Origin of the sequence: Streptomyces sp. NPDC059169 (assembly GCF_042755225.1) — a bacterium.
Lineage (GTDB): Bacteria > Actinomycetota > Actinomycetes > Streptomycetales > Streptomycetaceae > Streptomyces.
On sequence record NZ_JBHZCF010000014.1, the window covers coordinates 164,767 to 182,699 of the forward strand.

The window sequence follows — 17,933 nt, forward strand, 5'->3', positions numbered from 1 at the left end:
AGTACTCAGTGAACCTCAGCAGACGCACCGTCCTGATCGCCGCGGCGAGCACCGCTGCGGGTCTGGTTCCGGGGCTGCCCGGCACGGCGTCCGCCGCGCCTCGCGCATCCGCGGCAGCCGCCGATCCCGCAGCGGCCGGGGACCTCCAGCCCTACGCCTCCTACTGGTACCCCGACTCCCTGCCCTCGGGCAGCCCCGGCACCGGCATCACCTGGCGCAGCCTGAAGGAGTGGCGCGCCGACAGCGACGCGGACCTGGCTTTCAACGCGGCGTCCGTGCCGCTCGCCGCCCGCTTCACCCCGACCCCCGCGAACAGCACCGCCCGCTCCGGCCAGGCCCGCATCCAGTCGCTGGTGTCCTTTGCCCCCACGGCGGGCAATCCCTCACAGGGCGCGGCGACCGCCGACTACTACGCCCTGACCCACTGGGCGTACATCGACGAACTCGTCTTCTGGGGTGGTTCGTCGGGCGAGGGTCTGATCCTCGCGCCCAATGCGCCCGTGGTCGACGCGGCCCACCGACACGGGGTCCCCGTCCTCGGCAACGTCTTCCTGCCCCCCACCCTCTACGGCGGGCAGCTCCAGTGGACCCGTGACCTGGTGCAGAAGGACTCCGGTGGACGCTATCCACTCGCCGCGCAACTGGTCGCCGTCGCCGAGGCCTACGGCTTCGACGGGTGGTTCGTCAATGCGGAGACCGGCGGTGGCAATACCGCCGTCGCCGCCGACATGCTCGGCTTCCTGCACGAGCTCAAGGACCTCGGCGCTGCCCGGGGCCAGCGGGTCACCTGGTACGACGCGATGACGGCGAACGGATCGGTGAGCTGGCAGGGCGCCCTGAACGACCAGAACGAGGGGTTCTTCCAGGAAGCCGACTCGATGTTCGTCGACTTCCGATGGTCCAGCGGCACCCTGGCGGCATCGGGGACGAAGGCCGAAGAGCTCGGACGTAGCCGCTACGAGCTGTGGGCGGGCATCGACGTCGAGGCACACGGCACCGGAACGTTCGTGAACTGGGACGCGATCGTGCCGACCAAGGCGGCGCACACGGTCTCCGTCGGCTTCTACCGTCCCGAGTGGACCCGCAACCACCTCCCGGCGAGCCGCACCCCCGGCGACTTTCACGCCGCCGACGACCTGTTCTGGACCGGGCCCTCCCTCGACCCCTCCCAGCCGGACACCAGCGCATCCTGGCGGGCCCCCGCACTCATCGTCGCCGACCGGTCCACCGTGGCCTCCGTCCCCTTCGCCTCTTCGTTCAACACCGGACACGGCCTGAAGTGGTACGAGAACGGCGAGGTCACCTCGGAAGCCGGCTGGAACCACCTCGGGCTCCAGGACCGGTTGCCGTCCCGCCGCTGGGTCGTGCACACCACCGGCCAACGCCCGCACGTCACCTTCGACTTCGCGGACGCCTGGCGCGGCGGCAGCAGCGTCCTGGTCGACGGGGCCCTGGACGCCCCGGCGACGCTGGACCTCTACGCCACCCGGCTGCCCCTCTGCACGGACCCCGTGGTCGAGCTGACCCACCGAGCGGACGCGGGCAGCGTCACCGTGGAACTGGCCGTTGCCACCGCCGAGCCCGATTCCGCGGGTGGTGCGCCCCCGTACGTCTACCTGCCGGTGCAGGTGCGCCCCGGCGACGGCTGGCAGACCTCCACCGTGTCACTCAGCGCCCTGTCCGGCACCGTCCACGCACTGGGCGTCCGACTGACCGGCACCGGAACCGTGCGCTGGCGCCTGGGGGAGCTCGCCGTCCGCGACAAGGCGGTGACCCCGTCGGAGCCGACCGACCTGCGCGTCACCGGCGTCGACGAAGGAGGTCTGCGCTTCGCTTGGCAGGCTGCACCCGGCCCCGTACGGCACTACGAACTCCACCGCGTTCTCCCCGACGGCACCCGCCGCTTCCTCGGCGGCACCTGCCAGTGCGCCTTCTACGCGGCCGGTCTCGCGCCCGCACCGGGCGAGCAGGTCGCGCGGTTCGAACTGCGCGCGGTGGGGGAACTGTTCACCGTCTCGACAGCGCTCACGACCACCCACACCTGGTAGCCGGAACCTCACCCCACGGAGCACTCCCATGCATGACGACCGCATCCTGGTCGAAGCCCGCCTCAAGCGCGTCCTGGAGGAGCGCATTCGTCCCGCCGTGTACCCCGAGTCCGTGCCGCTCGACGTGGCCGTCTGGCACGCCCCCGGCGAGCCGGTCGCGGTGGCCGAGGGGCTCGCCGCCGACGTGGAACCGATCGAGACGGGAACGCGCTGGGGCGCTCCGTGGGGCACCAGTTGGTTCCGCGTCACCGGCACCGTGCCCCTGGCCTGGGCCGGTCGCACCGTCGAAGCGCTGCTCGACCTCGGCTTCGACGAGAACATGCCGGGTTTCCAGTGCGAGGGTCTGGTCTACCGTCCCGACGGCACCCCGGTGAAGGGGCTCAATCCGCGCAACCAGTGGGTCCGCATCGGTGCCCCCGTAGAGGGCGGTGAGGAGGTCCGGCTGCACATCGAGGCCGCCTCCAACCCCGTCATCCTCGACTACCACCCGTTCCTGCCCACACAGCTCGGTGACAAGGAGACCGCCGGAAGCGAGCCGCAGTACCGGCTGGAACGCATGGACCTCGCCGTCTTCGACGAGACCGTGTGGCAGCTCGTCATGGACTTGGAGGTCCTCGGCGAGCTGATGGCCGAACTCCCGGTGGAGTCCGCGAGGCGCTACGACGTCCTGCGCGCGGTGGAGCGCGCCCTTGACGCGCTCGACCTCCAAGACATCGGCGGTACCGCCGACGCGGCGAGGGAGCGTCTCACGGAGGTCCTGTCCGCGCCCGCCGCGGCTTCCGCGCACCGCATCAGTGCCGTCGGCCACGCGCACATCGACTCCGCCTGGCTGTGGCCGCTGCGCGAGACCGTGCGCAAGGTGGCCCGGACCACGTCCAACATGACCGCACTCCTGGAGGACGACCCGGACTTCGTCTTCGCCATGTCCCAGGCACAACAGTGGGCCTGGGTGAAGGAACACCGGCCCGAGGTGTGGGCCCGTGTGAAGAAGGCCGTGGCCGACGGGCGTTTCGTGCCGGCCGGCGGCATGTGGGTCGAGGCGGACACCAACATGCCCGGCTCGGAAGCGATGGCCCGCCAGTTCGTTTTCGGCAAACGCTTCTTCCTCGACGAATTCGGCATGGAGAACGACGAGGCCTGGCTGCCCGACACCTTCGGCTTCGCCGCAGGTCTCCCGCAGATCATCAAGGCGGCGGGCTCCAAGTGGCTGCTCACCCAGAAGATCTCCTGGTCGCAGATCAACAAGTTCCCGCACCACACCTTCCAATGGGAGGGGATCGACGGCACACGGATCTTCACGCACTTCCCGCCCGTCGACACCTACAACTGCTCCATGAAGGGAAGCGAGATCGCCCACGCGGCGGCCAACTTCAAGGACAAGGGCGTCGCCCGCCACTCCCTCGCACCCACCGGGTGGGGTGACGGAGGCGGCGGCACCACCCGTGAGATGGTGGCCAAGGCCGCCAGGCTCCGGGACATCGAGGGCTCCGCGACCGTGGTGTGGGAGACACCCCGGGAGTTCTTCACCAAGGCCGCCGCCGAATATCCCGACGCCCCCGTGTGGGTCGGCGAACTGTACCTGGAACTCCACCGCGCGACGCTCACCAGCCAGGCCGGTACCAAACAGGGGAACCGACGCAGCGAACACCTCTTGCGCGAGGCGGAACTGTGGGCTGCCACCGCGGCCGTGCGGACCGGACTGCCCTATCCGCACGAGGACCTGGACCGCATCTGGAAGACGGTGCTGCTCCACCAGTTCCACGACATCCTGCCCGGATCGTCGATCGCCTGGGTGCACCGGGAGGCACGCGCCACCTATCGCCGTGTGGCCGAGGAACTCGGCGAGATCATCGGGAACGCGCAGCGCGCGCTCGCCGGGGAGGGCACGACCAGGCTGCTGTTCAATGCGACGCCGCACACCCGGGACGGTGTGCCGGCGGGTGGAGCAGGCACGCCCCGGAGCGGCGGTGAGGTCGCGCTCGCGTCCCGGGCGCAGGGCGGCTACGTCCTGGACAACGGGCGGCTGCGCGTCGAGGTGGACGGTCGCGGGCTCGTCGTCTCCGCGTACGATCTCACGGCCGAGCGTGAGGCAGTGGCGCCGGGAAACGCCGCGAACCTGCTCCAGATCCACCCCGACTTCCCGAACATGTGGGACGCCTGGGACGTCGACGAGTTCTACCGCAACACCGTCACGGACCTGGTCGACGTCGACGAAGTGGCACCCGGGGAGGACGGCGTATCGGTCCGGATCGTCCGGTCCTTCGGCGCGTCGAAGGTCGTCCAGGTGCTGTCCCTCGCGCCTGACGCGCCACGCCTGGACATCGACACGGAGGTGGATTGGCACGAGACCGAGAAGTTCCTGAAGCTCGCCTTCCCCCTCGACGTGCACGCCGAACGGTATGCCTCCGAAACCCAGTTCGGGCACTTCTACCGCCCCACCCACACCAACACGTCCTGGGACGCGGCCAAGTTCGAGGCGTGCAACCACCGTTTCGTGCACATCGAGGAGCCCGGCTGGGGGGTCGCCCTGGTGAACGACGCGACCTACGGTCACGACGTGACCCGGACCGTACGCGACGAGGACGGCGGGACGACCACCATCGTGCGCGTCTCACTGCTGCGTGCTCCGCGCTTCCCGGACCCCGAGACCGACCAGGGCGTTCACCGGTTCCGGCATGCGATGGTCCCCGGTGGGGGGATCGGAGACGCGGTGCGCGAGGGCTGGCGCATCAACCTTCCGCAGCGCCGGCTCACCGGCGCCCGTGAGGTCGCGCCGCTGATCGGCGTCGATGAGGATGCGGTGGTCGTGACCGCCGTCAAACTCGCCGACGACGGCACGGGAGACGTGATCGTCCGGTGCCACGAGGCGCACGGCGGTCGTACCCGGGCCACCCTGACGGCCGGCTTCGACGTGGCGTCCGTTGCGGTCGTCGACCTGCTGGAGCGCCCGCTCCACGGTGGGGCGGCCCCGAGCCGGGAAGGCAACCGCATCAGCCTCCGGTTGCGCCCCTTCGAACTGGTGACGCTCCGGCTGCGGCGTGTCTGACCGGGGCGCCCGTTTCGAACGGCGGAAGCCCGATGCACCTCACCGGGAGCCGTCGTCGGCTGTCCCCGTCCCCGTCCCCGGCAGGCCGCCGCGCATCATGGCGGCCGCCGAGGCGGCGAGCAGGACGGCGGCGATTGCATGGGCGGCTGAGTACGACCAACCGAGCGTGACGGCGGCACCTCCCGCCGCGCCGATCATGTAGGCGAGGAAGACCAGGAAGAGCAGCCGTACTCCGCGCCGGGCAGCGCGTCCGCGGTCCTGGACCGCCCGGGTGATCACGGTGACCAAGGTATTGGTCAAGGTCGTCGTGGGAACTCCCTGCAGGGCGACCCGCGCCGCGTACAGGCTCTGCACCCCCATGGCCGCCGCGATCAGCACCACGGGCACCTGATCGAGATCGGGGGCCGAGGTTGCGGCGGCCACGAGCAGTGCCGCCTCCACGACGAGGAGGAACCAGCGTCCGGCGGCCAGCGCGGTCCAGGCCCTTCCCATCTTCCGGAGGCTCCGGCGGACGAGCAGGGCAGCCAGGAGAACGCCGGCGCAGAAGCCACAGATCGAAGCCAGCGGTCCGCTCGCGTCCTCCACGGATCGTCCGGCCGGGTGCAGCAGGGCGCGCTCGGTGAGGCGGGTGACGAGGAACACGGCGTTGCCCGTCTGGTTCGCGACGAACACCCGGCTGGGACCCGTGTAGGCGGCTGCGTCCACCCACCCCGCGACGGCGGTGAGCAGCACCATGAGGCCCGCTGGCGGGCCCACCCGGTCAAGGCGTTTGCTGAGCATGGTGGGGGCGTTGGCTCGCGGGTCAGGGCGTGACGATGGCGAAGTGGTGGTCCGGGGCGTCGAGGAGCCCGAGCAGGCGCGGGAGCACGCCGGGGTCGCCCTGGCTGGTGATGCCTTGCTGGGCGCCGTCAGCGAGGGCGAGTAGTTGGGGCTTGGTCAGGGTGAGGATGGCGTGTGCCGCGCCGGGTGGCGGCTGGTCGGGCGGTGCGCTGCGGTGGGTGAGGGCGCCGTTGGAGAGCGTCAGACGCCACGTCTGCCGCTCGTCCGTCACGTGCAGGTCGAGTACCAGGTGTTCGTCCCAGGCGCGGGGGCCGTCGATGCGGATGGCCAGGACGTCGAGGATCTGGTCGACGGTCAGGGTGAGGGCCATCCTGGAGCGTACGGTCAGGGGGGCGGGATGACCGCGCAGCTCCAGAGCACCGGTGAGGTAGATGTTGCGCCAGGTGGCGTTCTCCGCACCGTGGCCGAGCTGTTCGTAGACGCCGGCCAGGGCTTCCCGCGCTTCGACGGCGTCCGGCTCGGCGAAGACCGCGTGGTTCAGGAGGGTGGCGGCGAAGCGCAGGTCGCCTTGGGCTGCGTACTCGAGGGCACGAGCGGTCATCGCGGCGGGACCGCCGTAGTCGGCGACGTAGCGGCGGGCCAGGTCGACGGGTGGGTGTTCCCACAGATGTGCGGGGTTCCCGTCGTACCAGCCCATGTAGCGCTGGTAGATCGCTTTGACGTTGTGGCTCACCGAACCGTAGTAGCCGCGCAGGGACCAGTTGGCTTCGAGCGAAGGCGGCAGCCGTACGTGCTCGGCGATCTCGGTACCGGTCAGGCCCTTGTTGGTCAGACGTAGTGTCTGGTCGTGCAGATAGGCGTACATGTCGCGCTGGGCCCCGAGGAACTCGGCGATGGCGTCCGTCCCCCAGGTGGGCCAGTGGTGGGATGCGAAGGCGACGTCTGCTTCCGGGGCGAACAGGTTCAGTGCCTCGTCGAGGTAGCGGGCCCATCGGCGACTGTCGCGGACCTCGGCCCCGCGCAGGGTGAGCACGTTGTGCATGGTGTGGGTGGCGTTCTCGGCCATGCACAGAGCGCGCCGGTCCGGCAGCAGGAAGTTCATCTCTGACGGGGCCTCGGTGTCCGGTGTGAGCTGGAACACGAACCTCACGCCGTCGACGGTCTCCTCCTGACCGGTCCGGGTGACGTCACGCGTGGGCCGAATGAGGGTGACGGTACCGTTGGAAACGGCCATCCCCAGACCGCAGCCGACCTGCCCCGTGGGGGACTCGTCGAGCAGGGCACCGTACATGTAGGCGGCACGGCGGGCCATCGCGGTGCCCGCGTAGACGTTCTCGCTGACCAAGTGCTCGGTGAATCCCTGGGGGGCGAACACCGGAACGTCCCCCGCCCCGTCGGGCAGCACGCCGCCGGCGCCGCCGAAGTGGTCCGTGTGGCTGTGGGTGTAGATCAGGGCGGTGACGGGACGCTCGCCTCGATGGACGCGGTACAGGGACAGAGCGGCCGCGGCGGTTTCGGCGGAGATGAGCGGGTCGACGACGATCACACCGTCGGTGCCCTCGATGAGGGTCATGTTGGACAGATCGAGGTTGCGGACCTGGTAGACCCCCTCGGTCACTTCGTAGAGCCCCTGCCTCGCGCACAGTCGGCTCTGCCGCCACAGGCCGGGATGCACGGTGTCCGGGCAGTCGGGGTTCTCGAGGAAGTCGTATGCTCCGGAGTCCCAGATGACGCGCCCGTCCTCGCTGGTGATCCGCGCGGAGGACGGGGCGGCTACGAAGCCACGGTCGGCGGCGGACGGTCCTCGGGCGTCGGAGGGGCCGGGGTGCTTCGTCATACGCGCATCGTAGGAGCGCGTCCCCTCCGCAGGTCGCCAGCACGGGGGGCGTCGTCACTGGTTCACCCGTCTTACGCACGGTCAGCGGAGCAGGGCGCCGGGCGCGTTGGGCGTCCAGGTACTCCGGCACGCTCGGCCCCTGTTGCGCCGGACCACGGCTTCCGTGCTCGGACGCGGACGTCCCCAACGGCACCGGCGAGTGACGTACGGCGTCGCGGGCAAACGCACGGTCTGCCGGTACCCGAGGAGGGCACCGGCAGACCGAGGGGGCGCTACCGTCAGAAGGTCAGGCTCCAGGAGTCGATGTACCCGGTGTCCTCGGCGTAGGCATCGGACACCCGCAGCTTCCAGGTGCCGTTGGCGGCTACCCCGGAGGCGTCGACGGTGTACGTGGTGACGAGGTTCGCGGTGCTGTCGTCGGAGGCGTCCTTCAGGCGCGCGGAGGCGCCGCTCGGGGCGACGATCTCGATGACCAGGTCACCCCGGTAGGAGTGCTTGATGTCGACGTCGATCTTCAGGTCCGCCGGGGCGTTGCCACTGATGCCGCTCACCGAGATCGGTGAGGTGACCCAGCCACCGTTGTCGGGGATGCTGACGTCGGTGGTGCTGCGGAAGACGTTCGAGTCGCTGGGCGGCTCGGTCGTGCTGCTGGCGCCGAGCGCGGCCGCCGCGTCTGCGAGGCCGGCACCGCAGCCGCCGGAGCAGGAGCCGGGCAGCGTGCGGGCCTTGCTCTTGATGGTGGACTCGATCTGCGCCGGGGTCAGCGACGGGTTGGCGTCGACCAACAGTGCGGCGAGGCCGGCGATGTGCGGGGCCGCCATGCTGGTGCCCTGGTAGGCGGCGTAGGTCTCGCTGCCGACGCTGCGGGTACCGGTGTTGAGCGTGGACAGGATGCCGTTGGAGCTGCTCACCGCGGTCTCGCCACCGGGCGCCGTGATGTCGACGACGTTTCCGTAGTTGGAGTACGAGGCCCGGTTGCCCTGGCGGTCGCTTGCGGCGACGGTGATGACGTTGCTGCAGCTGGCCGGGTTGTAGTAGGCGGCGTCTTCGTCGTCGTTGCCCGCCGCGACGACGAGTGTCGTGCCGCGGCCCACGGCTGCGTTGATCGCGCTCTGGGTGCCCGAGTCGCAGCCGCCCTCCCCGCCGAAGCTCATGTTGATGACGTCTGCTGGGTTCGGGTTGTTCGGCACGCCCTGCACGGAGCCGCCGGACGCCCAGGTGATCGCGTCGATGATGTCGGCGGTCGTCCCGCCGCACTTGCCGAGCACGCGGACCGGCTGGATCGTCGCGTCGTACGCGATGCCCGCCACGCCCTTACCGTTGTTCGCGTCCGCGGCGATCGTGCCGGCGACGTGCGTACCGTGCCAGGAGTTGTTGGTGTCCTGCCGCGGCACGGGCAGGCCGCTGCTGTCGGTTCCGCACTCGCCGCGGTCCATCCAGTCGCCCGGGTCGGCCGGGTTGCTGTCCCGACCGCCGCCGTCATTGGCCATGGACGGGTCGGAGATGAAGTCGTAGCCGCTGATGATGTTGGCCGCGAGGTCGGAGTGGGCCACGTATCCGGTGTCGATCACGGCGACCTTGACGCCCTGCCCGGTGGCCTTGTCCCAGGCGCCGGGCACGTTCATACCGGCTGTGCTCTCGAAGAGGTCCCACTGCTTGCTGTACTGGGTGTCGTTCGGTGTGACGGACGTGGCGTACACGCGGGTGTCGGGGACGACGTAGGCGACGTCGGGGTCGGCCCGGAAGGCGTCCATGATGTCGGCGGTATCGGCCTTGCCCTGCTTGCCGCCGAGGTCGATGAGGGCGGCTCCGGTGCCGAGACGGCGGTCGAAGTCCAGGGACTCACCGGCCTTCTTGCCCTTGGACCTGGCGTCCTTGGCCGCCTCGGAGTCCGACGCGGCTTCTGCGGCGCGGGTCTTGTAGCCGACGATCAGCCGTTCGACGGGTGCGTCGGCGTTGGCCAAGGGGGCGGCTGCCGCGGGGGCGGCATTGGAGGGCGCCGGGGGCGCCGGGGCGGCGGTGGAGGTTGCGGCTCCTGCGGTGAGCAGTGCGGTGGCGGTCACAGCCAGCACGGATATGCGAAAGGGTCTGGAACCGTTCAAGGTGCTGCCTTTCCAGTTTGTTCCCGACGGGTCGACCGAAGTGGGTAGGTTCGGTACATGACAAGTCGGGCCCTGCGGCCGCATCAGGGTGGGGGGTTGGGGGCGGCCGGACCGGGCAGGGCATCGTGTGACGATGCCCGTGCGCGCGGCTTCAGCCGGTCGACCGCTGTCTCAATCGCTCCCCTTGGCGGCGGATGCGCGGTCGACCGGCACGTGGAAGGAACCTACGGTCGAATCCCGCATGCGGAATATCCGGGTCGTGGTCACTACGGATACGTGATTAATCCCTGACCAGGGCTTGTCGGTCCGATTGATCACCGGATGTGGGGTTCGTGGACGGTTGATCTACGCACACGTGGTGCATGCCTATACGGATGCGCATATGTGTATAGGTGCAGGCGGGTGGGCTGGCGATGTCGGGCGTGCGGGCCGGAACGGCGTGCTATGCGTCCGGCGCGACCGACTCGCGCCGCTCGGCGACTTCCCACCGCTCGGCGAGGTCCTGGCGGGAGGGCGTGCCCAGTTTCCGCATGGCCCGGGCCACGTGCTGCTCGACCGTCCGCGGCGACAGGTGCAACGTTGTCGCGATCTCCCGATTGGTGAGCCCCGTCGCCGCGAGTTCGGCGACCTCGCGCTCGCGTGGGGAGAGGTGGCCGCCGTAGGAGGGGCGGCCCGGCGGCCGGCCCTCCTTGGCCGGCTGGTGCCGGCGGAGCTCGGCGCGGGCCCGAGCGGCGTCCCACACCGCTCCGAGTTCGGTGAACCGGGCGACACAAGAGGCCAATTCATGGACGGCGGGGGCGGTGGCCGGGTCGGCGTCGCCCCCCTGCTCCGTGGTCCCCGGGGCTTGCACCCCGAGGACTTCGAGGGTGCAGCGTGCCGCGCCCTCGGCGGCCAGCGATCGGGCGTACGGACGCGGCACCTGCTCGAACACCACGGCAGCCTCGCGGTAGTGCGGGATGGCGTCCAGCGGACGGCCCTCCACCTCGGCCAGTACCGCCCGGCTCCAGCTCAACGCGGCCGTCGCGGAAGGCGCGTCCACCCCGGTGAGACCGGTCGCGAGGTCCTCGACCATGGACCGGGCCGCCGCCCGCTCGCCGACGCGCGCCATCGCCTCAACGGCCCAGGGTGCCAACTCGGCCGCCCACGGCCACACGCCTTTCGCCGCCGCCTTCGCCCAGGAACTCCTGGCCTCCTCCGCCGCAGCGGGCACGTCCTGGCGTGCCAACGCCAGCCGGATGAGAGCCCCGGACGTGGCGGCGGCGTGCGGCGCGGCGGCGTGTTCGGCCGACGAAGCGTCCGGGCCGGACAGCCACGACAGCGCGGTACTCCAATCGCCCTGGGCGAGGGCGAGCAGACCCCGAACCATGCGCGCGTCGGCGCTGATGACCGGCATGTCCGCGGTGGAGGCGACGAATTCCTCGCAGCGTTCGATGAGCCCTGTCCACCGCCCGGAAAACCACTCCAGTAGGAGGGTCGCCCCGAGTGCGGTGTGCTCGGTGTACGGGGCACCGCTTCGTGCGGACAGCTCCCGGCCCTCGTGCAGCAGCTCCTCCGCCCGCCCGAGGTGCCCGAGCCATATCGCCGAGTCGGCCGCGTTGCACAGCCCGCGGGCGGCGTGCCGGCGGATGCTGGGGTCGGGGTGGTCGGTGGGTAGGGACTTCAGCAGGTCCCACGCCACAGGATCGCCGCAACTCATGGCCAATCCGGCGCGGTTGGCCTGGACTGCCGAGCGCACGATCTCGTCCCCGCTGTCGTCGGCGGCCACCTCCGCGTCCTCCAGCCAGGTGCAGTGGACGTCGATGGACGAGCCGGGCCAGTACGGCATCGCCAGGGCTGACATGGCCCGGGCGGCCAACGCCGGTCGCTCACTGCGCAGTTCGGCAGCGGCGCGCTCCAGCTCCGTCCAGCCGGTGCCTCCCATGCCGACCTGGTTGCACAACAGCAGTCCGAGGTCGAGCCGGATCTCGCCGCGCAACGCCGCGGGGAGGCTCTCGTCCTCCACGATCTGCGACAGCACGTCGACGGTCTGGTCCGAGCGCAGTCCGTCGACGGCGATGCCGGCCAGCAGCGGCGCCAGCCGCTCCCGCGTTCCCCGGGGCACGTCGGGAGAAGCGAGGGTCTGCTCCAGGAGCGTGATCGCCGCCCGATGGTCGCCGGCATTGGTGGCCAGGTCCGCGGCCTGTTCCACGGCCCGCAACCAGGCCCGTACCCGGCCGGCTTCACGGTGGTGCCGCGCGAGCGCCGCCCACGGCACGGGCTGCCTCCGCACGAGCACGTCGGCGGCTCTCGCGTGCAGTTCCTGGCGAACGGGGCCGGGCAGTACCCGCCGTATGGTCCGGGCGGCGAGCGGGACGAACAGTCCGTACCGGCGGTCGGGGTACTCGGTGAGAACGGCCGCGTCGAGCGCCGCGACCAACGCGGCGTTGAGCGCCGGGTTCCGCTCCCCTTTGCCCACCGGTGAGGGCTTCTGTGCGGGGCCGTCGCCAGGAGGTGCCGACGCGGCGGCCACCGTCAGCAGTTCCTCTCTGGTCACCGGCTCGTCCAGCACGGCAGCCGCCCACGCCACGGCCCGCTGCGGAGCGGGTAGTGAGGCCGTGCGGCTCAGGGCCAGTTCGGTGAGGCGTACGGGCACGCCCGCTGCGTCCACGTCAGCTGCCGCGCACCGCTGTGCGTCGTGCTCTTGCAACACCGCCAGCAGGTCGACCACCACCTGCGCCACGCCGCCGGACCGCGTGTGCAGCCGGACGACGGCCTCGGGCGTACAGCGGTCACCGAGGGCGGTCGTGGCGGCCTGCCGTACCTGATCGGTTGTCCACGGTGTGATCTGGTGCTCGAGGACGACCAGCTCCCGCGGGTAGCGCACGGGTGGCGCACCCAGGGGAAGACCGGGCTCGGGCAGTTCCTCGGGCCGGTACAGCAGCACGGTCGCGAGGGGCGGTCGGCGCCGCTCCAGCACACGGCGCAAGGCATTGCGCTCGGCCGCGTCCGCCCGGTGCAGATCGTCCACCAGGAGCAGGACGGGCCCGTCTCCGGCCAGGTCGGGCGGGGCGGCGTCCTCGCCGCACGTCCACGTCAGCAACTCGGCGCCGGCCGCCTCGGGGAGGGCGGCGAGCCGGCGCACGAGGTGGCTCTTGCCGGTGCCGGCCGCTCCCGCCACCAGGAGGAGCAACGGCCCGGTGGTCCCCGAGGTGAGGGCACGCCGCAGGTGGCGTTCCCAGACCGGTGTGTTCACGCTGCCTGCTCCCTCGCTCCGGGGATCCCCGCGCCTCTGGGGTCCGGTGGTGCCCAAGTGTGCCGCATCGTCCGTGCGGCGGGCCGTACGGGCAGATGCCGCCCCGACGGTCGGTGCACCGTCAACCCGTGACCTGCTCCGCCACCTTCCGCGATGCTGTGACGCTGGTGCAACCGGGCTTTTCCCGGCTGCCGTTGGAACGTTCGTCCCCGCGCGCTTTGCTCGTCCTGACGCGCGTCGAGACCGAACCACCGGTGGCGGACGATTCCCGCGGCACCCATCGCCCGGCATGATGGGTCCCCCGTGCCGTGGTGTTTCCGACGGCGTCTCCGCAGGCAAGAATCACCACCAGCAGTCGCACTGTTACTCCACGCGATCGATGGGGGAGGTGTTCGGCAGGAAGACGAAGTACCGTCCGGCCACCGGTGTCACCGCCAGCGCTCCGTTCCGGAAGCGGGAAGGTCCGGGGCGCGCCGCTGGCGGCCGGCGAGATCCGGCCGACGGGCGACGGGCGACGGGCGACGGACCGGACCACTCGCCCGGCCGGCGGAGAGGACCGGGTGCCCGACGACGTCCGTCCCGCCCGCGTCACCGGGCCGGGGGGGGCGACCGGCACCCCGCGTCCGGGGCGATCGCCGGCGGTAGGACGCCGATCGGGGCGGGCCGGTCGACCGCCACGACCACGGCTCGTCCGCCGGCTTGTGTGGACCGGGGCATGCCGGGCGTTGACAATGGGTTCAGGTTCCGTGTTTCCGTGTGAGCCGAGTGCTGACAGGACGGTGTGCCGTATGCGTACACACGAGACCCGCGTGCGCGTCGTCGTCGCCGACGACCACCCGATATTCCGCGAGGGCGTCATCCGTGCGCTGGGACAGAGCGGACTCGTCGAGGTTGTGGCGGAAGCGGGGGACGGGGCACAGGCTCTGGAGCACATCCGTGCGCACAAGCCCGATGTCGCACTCGTGGACTTCCAGTTGCCGAAGCTGGACGGACTTGCCGTGGTCCATGCCGTTGCACGGGACGGTCTGCCGGTGCGTGTGATCATCCTCTCCGCCCACACGGACGATTCCGTGGTGTTCCGTGCCGTCGAGGAGGGGGCCGCCGGCTACCTCGCCAAGGACGCCACGCGGCGCGAGATCGTCGATGCCGTGCTGAAGGTCTCCGGGGGTGGGACGGCGCTTCCCCCCGATCTCACCAGTGGCCTGATGGAACAGGTACGACTCCGGGCCGCTGCCGGGGAGGACCGGGTGCTGCTCAGTGAGCGTGAGCGGCAGGTGCTGCAGGCCTTCGCCCAGGGCAAGAGCATCCCTCAGATCGCCGAGGAGTTGTTCCTGGCCCCCAGCACGGTGAAGACCCATACCCAACGGCTCTACGAGAAGCTCGGTGTCGGTGACAGGGCCGCCGCGGTGGCGGAGGCGATGCGCCGTGGCCTTCTGGAGTGACCGTGGCTCGCCGGCGCGTCCCGGAAGACGGTTTCTTGCGGCAGGTGCGCGATCACGTCGGCTCCACGAGGGTGCGGCCCCCGAGCGCGTGGCCCCCACGGCCCGTTCTGTGGCGGACGCGCAGGATCTGAGCGCGGCACGGTCCCAGACCTTCGTGCGTCTTCTGATCGTCGCCTTGCTGGTGGTGCAGCTCGTGCTGTTCCCTCCGCTCGAGAACGAGGCTGCATGCAGAGCGCTGGTCATCGGCTACGCACTGTGGGCGGTGTTCCTGACGTGGAAGGCATGGCGTGGCAGCCGTGTGCTGCCGCGGTCCTGGCAGCTGTTGCCGATCGACCTCGTCGTCCTTGGTGCGTTGCTGGCGATGGCGGGCGGGTTCGCTACCCCGCCCCCCATCCGGCCCCTGGTCGACGACGCCTTCTTCCTCATCCCCGTACTCGCCGCCTTCCAGGCTTCGCCGAGGGTGACGGCCGCGATGACCGGCGCCTCCGGTCTCGCGTACGTGCTCGCCGCACAGGGAGCCGGGGCGGGTGGCGGATGGGGTCGCACCGCCCTGATCGTCCTCAGCCTGCTCCTGCTCGGCGCTGTCTGCACCGTACTCACCCGGATCGAGCGGGACCGGGTGAGAAGCGTGGGGGCGCTCCTGGAGCGGAGTCGCGATCTGCTCGGGCAGGCCATGAACGCCGAGGAGCGCGAGCGCCGCGATCTTGCGGAGGCGCTGCACGACGATGCCCTGCAGGACGTGCTCGCCGCACGTCAGGACCTGGACGAGGCTCGTGAGCCCGAAGGCACGGCAGCGCTGGACCGCGCTGACCGGGCCCTCAAGGAAGCCGCGCACAGGATGCGCTCGATCGTCGGGGAGCTGCACCCGGCGGTCCTCGAACAGTTGGGCCTGGCAGAAGCGGTGCAGAGCCTTGCCGACAGCTCAGCGCAGCGAGGCGCGTTCGACGTCCAGGTCCACTGCGCCCCCGTACCGCCTTCCCCCTTCGAGCCCATCGCCTTCGCCGCGGCGCGGGAACTCCTTCGCAACATCGTGAAGCACGCGGAGGCAACGCACGTGGAGGTCCGTCTGGAGGCGCGGGGAGGACTCTTGCGCCTCCTGGTGGCGGACGACGGGAGGGGGCTGCCGCCGGGGGCGCTGGACGAGAGAGTGCGCAGCGGCCACATCGGCCTCGCCTCGTTGCGTGTCAGGGTCGAGACGGCGGGGGGACGCTTCCTGCTGGAACCGCGCGACCCCACCGGGACCACGGCGACCGTGGAGCTTCCGCTCGAGTCGTCCGCTCCTGCCGGGAGCGGCTGATGGCCAGGCTTCCCAGCCGTTCCCGCCTGCCGGGGCGGGTGCGTGCCGTACGGTGCCGACCCGACCGGTACGTCGGGGCGGCCCGGGTGGCTTCCCGCCTGGACGGACGGCACTGCAGGCTGCCGGGACCGGGGGAGACGTCCCCGCGCGGACCCGTGCGTGGCCGACCGCCACGTGGGCCACGGCGTCGCGCCCACTGCTGACGACGGTCCTCGGGTTCCTCGGCGGGCCTGGTCGTGGAGGGGACGTGCGAGGGGTCCTCTCGCACAGGCCCGCGCTGTGTGGCGGAACCAGATCGTGCGTCTAGCGGCGGCAGCACCCCCGTGACGGGGTGGCCCGGATTTCGAACCAGATCTTCTTGCCGGGCTCCTGCGGGTCCGTTCCCCAAGCGGAGGCCAGCGCAGCGACGAGGAACAGACCACGGCCGCTCTCCGCGTCGAGGGGAGGTGTCCGCGGCTGTACGCGGATCTTCGAGTCCGCGGTGTCCGTGATTTCCACGCGCAGACCTCCGCAGGTTCGACGCACGCAGACCCCGCATGGCTCGTGCGTGTGCTCGACGGCGTTCGCGACGAGCTCACCGGTCAGCAGCTCGATCGTGGACAGCGAGCTGTCGCCCAGTGACAGGCAGAGCTCGTGGGCGAGGGCACGGACCCGGCGGCGGGCTGCCGGGACCGCTTCCATGGCGGGTCGGACGTCGAACTCATGCGGCGGGCAGGAGGCTGTGGTGGAGGTCATGGTGTGGCCTTCGGATGGGACCGGGCGTCCGCTGCTGAATGCGGTGGCCGTCTCGGCTGGTGTCCGGTGACGGGTGCCGCGTTCGCGGGTGGACGCCCGGTAGGGGCGTGTGTGGGGGGAACCCCGGCCGGGTCCGACGTCGCTCCGCGGGCGGCGCGGGTCGTGCCCTGGTGGCCGACTGGTTTGTGCGAACCGCCGTCGAAGTGCGGCTGCTGGCCGCGTTCACGGGCGGTGGTATCGCTTCCGCACTCATGACGTTATCGACTGCCGTGCGCTGCACCTGTCGACCTATCGGCCCCCTCGGCGGCTGATGGACGGTGTCCACCCATGGACGTACGGAGGTCCCCCGTCACCTTCTTCGCGGCCCCGGGCACGTCGGGCTCCGGTCCCGCTCGCGACCGGCGCCCAAGGGCCTCGACGGAAGCCCGCGACGAGGCTTGCGCTGCCGCATCGGCGCCGGACCGCTCCGGTTCCGTACCGGCCCTTGCGTCTCCCTGCTCATTCCGCAGGCCACCTGACCCGCCGGGAAGGCTTGCCGGTGGTTCCTGCTCCCGCCTCATCTGAGGCCGCACGAGGCCGGGGTGGCCCGCCCGTCGGACTCGGGGGCTCGCGCAACGACGACCATGCGACGCTTCGTCCAGTCGAACGGCCCTCCCTGCTCGTCGTGGAAGCCCACGCTGACGAATCCCGCGTCGGCCAGCCACTGCCGGTACTCGCCCGGCACCAGCAAGCGCAGCGACCAGCTGAAGTCGCGGACTTCACCGTCCCGGACGACGGTGCGTTGCGCGAGGACCCGCTGGGCGTCGTGCTCGATGGTGAACCGGTCCAACATCAGATCGCTGCCGACACGCGGCCAGAGGATGAACTGTGGGCTCTGGGAGTGGGCGCGAGCGTACTGGTACAGGGGGTTGAAGGTGTCTATGAGGAGCCTGCCGCCTGGCCGGAGCGCGCCGCGCAGGTTGCGGAGCATCGCGCGGCTGGCCTCGTCGCTTCCGTATCCGAACGACGTGAACCACATGACAGCGGCATCGAAGCGCTCGGTGCTGTGGAACGAGCTCAGATCCGCCACCTCGGCAGTGATGCCGAGCCCGGCCCGATCGGCGTCGGCGAGAGCGGATTCCACCAGCGGCGACCTGCGGTCGACTCCGTGGACCCGCAGACCGCGCCGGGCGAGCTCGAGGGAGATGCGTCCGTACCCGCAGGGCGCGTCAAGGACGCTCATCCCGGGGGTGAGCTCGGCGACTTCCGCGATGAGTTGCGCTTCCCTACGGTTGAATTCGTCGTCGTGAGCCACGCGCATGAAGTGCTCGTAGTCGGAATCAAACGCCGCATCCAGGTCTGCGTCACTCATGGCGCAAGCGTCCGGATGGGATGTTCCTGCCGTGTTCGCTTCCCTCCCTGCCGCATCCGGCGC

Annotated in this window: 10 protein-coding genes; 4 read left to right on the forward strand and 6 right to left on the reverse strand. The window is 70.9% G+C overall.

The window, feature by feature from the left end:
* Positions 1-8: 8 nt before the first annotated feature.
* Both ACFXOM_RS25050 and ACFXOM_RS25055 read left to right on the forward strand, forming a co-directional pair.
* Entirely contained in the window at positions 9-2,048 is a 2,040-nt protein-coding gene (locus tag ACFXOM_RS25050; protein ID WP_384937640.1) for an endo-beta-N-acetylglucosaminidase, read from the forward strand.
* A gap of 28 nt (positions 2,049-2,076) precedes the next feature.
* Positions 2,077-5,094, forward strand: a complete 3,018-nt coding sequence (locus ACFXOM_RS25055; RefSeq protein WP_384937637.1) for an alpha-mannosidase — start codon at positions 2,077-2,079, stop codon at positions 5,092-5,094.
* A 39-nt stretch (positions 5,095-5,133) separates the two neighbouring features.
* On the opposite strand, the gene ACFXOM_RS25060 is transcribed toward ACFXOM_RS25055, so the two are convergent.
* The 4 genes from ACFXOM_RS25060 to ACFXOM_RS25075 all read right to left on the reverse strand — a co-directional run bounded on the left by ACFXOM_RS25060 (position 5,134) and on the right by ACFXOM_RS25075 (position 13,045).
* Entirely contained in the window at positions 5,134-5,874 is a 741-nt protein-coding gene (locus ACFXOM_RS25060) for a YoaK family protein (RefSeq protein ID WP_384937634.1), read from the reverse strand.
* 22 nt (positions 5,875-5,896) lie between these two features.
* Positions 5,897-7,711: an alkyl/aryl-sulfatase gene (locus ACFXOM_RS25065; protein WP_385039349.1), complete on the reverse strand. Its 1,815-nt coding sequence runs from the start codon at positions 7,709-7,711 to the stop codon at positions 5,897-5,899.
* 278 nt (positions 7,712-7,989) lie between these two features.
* Entirely contained in the window at positions 7,990-9,783 is a 1,794-nt protein-coding gene (locus tag ACFXOM_RS25070; RefSeq protein WP_384937629.1) for a S8 family serine peptidase, read from the reverse strand.
* Between the two features lie 472 nt (positions 9,784-10,255).
* Positions 10,256-13,045: a LuxR C-terminal-related transcriptional regulator gene (locus tag ACFXOM_RS25075; protein WP_384944614.1), complete on the reverse strand. Its 2,790-nt coding sequence runs from the start codon at positions 13,043-13,045 to the stop codon at positions 10,256-10,258.
* Between the two features lie 788 nt (positions 13,046-13,833).
* Between ACFXOM_RS25075 and ACFXOM_RS25080 the strand changes: the two genes are divergently transcribed.
* Both ACFXOM_RS25080 and ACFXOM_RS25085 read left to right on the forward strand, forming a co-directional pair.
* On the forward strand, positions 13,834-14,487 hold the full coding sequence (locus ACFXOM_RS25080) for a response regulator (RefSeq protein ID WP_384937624.1): 654 nt from the start codon (positions 13,834-13,836) through the stop codon (positions 14,485-14,487).
* A 109-nt stretch (positions 14,488-14,596) separates the two neighbouring features.
* Entirely contained in the window at positions 14,597-15,784 is a 1,188-nt protein-coding gene (locus ACFXOM_RS25085; RefSeq protein WP_384937621.1) for a sensor histidine kinase, read from the forward strand.
* Positions 15,785-16,087: 303 nt separating this feature from the next.
* On the opposite strand, the gene ACFXOM_RS25090 is transcribed toward ACFXOM_RS25085, so the two are convergent.
* Positions 16,088-16,519, reverse strand: a complete 432-nt coding sequence (locus ACFXOM_RS25090; RefSeq protein WP_384937618.1) for an ATP-binding protein — start codon at positions 16,517-16,519, stop codon at positions 16,088-16,090.
* A 556-nt stretch (positions 16,520-17,075) separates the two neighbouring features.
* On the reverse strand, positions 17,076-17,870 hold the full coding sequence (locus ACFXOM_RS25095; RefSeq protein ID WP_384937615.1) for an SAM-dependent methyltransferase: 795 nt from the start codon (positions 17,868-17,870) through the stop codon (positions 17,076-17,078).
* Between the last annotated feature and the right edge of the window lie 63 nt (positions 17,871-17,933).

Excerpts from the sequence above, each read along its gene's own strand:
- ACFXOM_RS25055 (WP_384937637.1), top strand. The coding sequence starts at position 2,077 with ATGCATGACGACCGCATCCTGGTCGAAGCCCGCCTCAAGCGCGTCCTG.
- ACFXOM_RS25060 (WP_384937634.1), bottom strand. The coding sequence starts at position 5,874 with ATGCTCAGCAAACGCCTTGACCGGGTGGGCCCGCCAGCGGGCCTCATG.
- ACFXOM_RS25065 (WP_385039349.1), bottom strand. The coding sequence starts at position 7,711 with ATGACGAAGCACCCCGGCCCCTCCGACGCCCGAGGACCGTCCGCCGCC.
- ACFXOM_RS25080 (WP_384937624.1), top strand. The coding sequence starts at position 13,834 with ATGCGTACACACGAGACCCGCGTGCGCGTCGTCGTCGCCGACGACCAC.
- ACFXOM_RS25090 (WP_384937618.1), bottom strand. The coding sequence starts at position 16,519 with ATGACCTCCACCACAGCCTCCTGCCCGCCGCATGAGTTCGACGTCCGA.
- ACFXOM_RS25095 (WP_384937615.1), bottom strand. The coding sequence starts at position 17,870 with ATGAGTGACGCAGACCTGGATGCGGCGTTTGATTCCGACTACGAGCAC.